Source organism: Mycobacterium sp. 852002-51163_SCH5372311, assembly GCF_001667115.1.
Taxonomy (GTDB): domain Bacteria; phylum Actinomycetota; class Actinomycetes; order Mycobacteriales; family Mycobacteriaceae; genus Mycobacterium.
On the sequence record NZ_LZIJ01000095.1, the window covers coordinates 1 to 3,036 of the forward strand.

At 67.9% G+C, this 3,036-nt stretch carries 2 protein-coding genes; one reads left to right on the top strand and one right to left on the bottom strand.

From position 1 onward, the window contains the following. Window positions 1–1,984: TPM domain-containing protein (locus A5791_RS13070; protein WP_067236877.1), on the bottom strand; the 1,984-nt coding region annotated here is incomplete at its 3' end. 85 nt (window positions 1,985–2,069) lie between these two features. On the opposite strand from A5791_RS13070, the gene A5791_RS13075 reads away from it, so the two are divergent. Next, window positions 2,070–3,036, top strand: a 967-nt coding sequence (locus A5791_RS13075) for a deoxyguanosinetriphosphate triphosphohydrolase (protein WP_067236880.1), incomplete at its 3' end; no start/stop codon positions are given.

Below are 3,036 nucleotides of genomic sequence, written 5' to 3' on the forward strand. Positions count from 1 at the left end.
ACCGGCCGCCGCCGCCCATGAAGCCGCCTCCGGATGAATTCCGCGACGAGCCGCCGAAGGATGTGGGGCTCCAGCCGAAGCCGCCGCGCATGCCCGCGTTGAGCAGGTCGCTGATGATGATCCCGCCGATCAGCGCGCCAGTGTCATCGCCGCTGCGGCGACTGTAGGCGCGTTCGGCCGACTGCACGTCGGCATTCGCCAGCGCCTGCACATGAGCGGCCAGTGTGGACGCCGCGTTGGCGTGGGCAATCGCCTCTGTCACATTGGTCGTCCGCAGGTCGTGGGCGGCTTGCAGGTGCCGTTTCGCTTCGGCCAGTCGGGTGCGCGCCTCGGACCCGATACTGCCGCGGCGTGTGTCGATGTATTCCGACACTCCGCGCACCCGCGATTCCGCGGTGAACAACGCCTGCTCGAAGGAGCGGTTGAGGCGATCCGCGGCCGCCTTCTCCTCGGCCAGGGTCGCCAGTATTCGGTTGAGCTCCGCGTCGGCCTTGGTCAGCCCGGCGAAGGTGCCCAACGGATCCGCGGAGCCGGTGCCGCGGGCGGAGTCCACCGCCCTGGTCGCGGCATCACGTGCAGCGACCAATTCCGCGATGTGCGCAGACCCCGGCTGCGGGCTCTGCCGCAGTTGCTCGTTGGCGTGCGCCACAGCCGTCCGGACTTCGGTCATCAGCGACGGCAACGAAGCTACGGCGTGGCGAATGTCGGCGGCCGCGCTGTCTACCGCATCGAACAGCGAACGGGCTTGCCCGAGTGCCGACTCGGCCGCACGGACGGCATCGACCAATTCACTCTGCCGTCCGCTCTCCACATGCGCGGTCAGATCGCGTGCCGCGCTGATGTTCTTGTCGGCGAACGCCAGGCGCTCCTTGGCGGTTGACACATTGCCGGCGACCGAAGTCAGTGCGGCGGCGTCGAATTCGTTGTGCAGTTCGGCCAGCCGCTGTTCGGTCGGAGTGACGCGAGTGGTCAGCTCGACGTACTGCTGGGTCAGCCCGTCAAGCCGTGACGGCGCGTTGATCACCAAATCCCGCAGCTGCTCGAACGCTTCGGTCTGCGACTCCAGTTCGCGGTCGGCGCGAGCCGCAGACACGACCACCTGGGTGAGCAGCTCGCGGCGCTGCGCCGGCGTCTCCGGCGTGTCGTCGTCGAGTTGTTGGCGCACCGTGAACGCTTGGGCCAGTGCAGCTTCGGCATTGCCGACGGCGTTGCTGAAAGGTGCGGTGCGCTGTTGGCCGAATTCGTCGATCGCCAGCGCAAGCTCGTTGGAGCTGGTGCGCACCGCGTTGTCGACGTCCACCACCATCAACCGGGACAAGTCGTCCAAGGCCTCGAGCGGCACGCCGGCCAGCGCGTCTGCGTCTGTGGGGTCTACCCGCCGGGCCGCGGCAAGCGCCGCAGCGCGCCGGCGCCGCTTGCGATAACGCATCACGATCAGCAGCACCACCATCGCGACGACGATGCCGCCCAGCGCAATCAGCAGCAGCACCCGGCCCGACGAACTCGGTGATTGGTTGAGCCCGTTGGCCGCCGCGACCGCCGCGCCACTCCAATTGCCGTCTCGCAGTGCGGGTTCGATCTGAGTGTGGCGCAGCTCGTTTACCTGATCTGTAGTGACGTTGTGTACCGTCCTGGGCACCAGAAACGCATACGCTCGGTCGGTGGTGGCGACGGCAAGCAGTGCGTCGTATCCACCCAAGTCGCTGGCGCGATACGTGCGCGCGGCCCAGTCCTCGGCCGTCAGCTCGGAGAAGTTGGCGACGTAGACCACCCAGAGCCTGATGTGGTGATTGGCATAGAGCTTGTCGACGGCGGTCTTCACCGTGGCGCGGCCGGATTCCGGTAGCGCGCCGGCACTGTCGGTGATGTAGCCCGGCAGCCGGAACGGTGGTTGCGCGCCGGCAGGCGCTGCCAGCAGCAAAGCCGCAGTGAGACTGACGGCCAGCGTCGTCAGGATCACGCCGAGCAGGCGAGCAGTGCGCATAGGTCAATGTAGCTCGGCAACGGTGCGGGCCCTCAGCGACTGAAGGGGGCTCCGCTCGCCGACCGCCCTGGCAGACTGTGAGTCGGTGACCACAAATGAGGACGACCCCTACGACGACTTCGACCGACAGCGGCGGGTAGCCGAGGCATCGAAGACTGCGGGTCTGCCGGGTACACAAGGCCAGCAGCACCGCACCGACTTCGCCCGTGACCGCGCCCGGGTGCTGCACAGCGCCGCGCTGCGGCGGTTGGCCGACAAGACCCAGGTGGTCGGACCCCGTGAAGGTGATACTCCGCGTACCAGGCTGACCCATTCGCTGGAGGTGGCTCAGATCGGGCGGGGTATGGCGGTCGCACTGGGTTGCGACCTGGACCTCGTCGAACTGGCCGGGCTGGCCCATGACATCGGCCATCCCCCGTACGGGCATAACGGCGAGGCAGCGCTCAACGAGGTCGCCGCCCAGTGTGGCGGCTTCGAGGGCAATGCGCAGAACTTTCGCATCCTCACCAGTCTTGAGCCGAAAGTGTTTGACGCACAAGGTAATAGCGCAGGGCTGAACCTGACTCGCGCAGCGCTGGATGCGGTCACCAAATACCCCTGGCCCCGCGGCCACGGGCACCGCAAGTTCGGGTTTTACGACGACGACCGCGATGCGGCGGCGTGGATGCGGCAGCAGGCGCCCCCGGATCGGACGTGCCTGGAGGCGCAGGTGATGGACTGGGCGGACGATGTCGCCTACTCGGTGCACGACGTCGAGGACGGCGTCGTCTCGGAACGCATCGATCTGCGCGTGCTCGCCGACGACGACGAGGCGGTCGTGCTGGCCAAGCTGGGGGCACGGGAGTACTCCCGGATGGGTTCCGACGAATTGACGGCCGCCGCACGCCGGCTCTCGGTGCTTCCGGTGGTGGCCGCCGTCGGCAAGTACGACGCCACGCTCGCGGCATCGGTCGCACTCAAGCGGTTGACAAGCGAGTTGGTCGGCCGGTTCGTCTCCGCCGCGATCGCCGATACCCGCGCGGCCGCCGGCCCGGGTCCGCTGGTGCGCTACC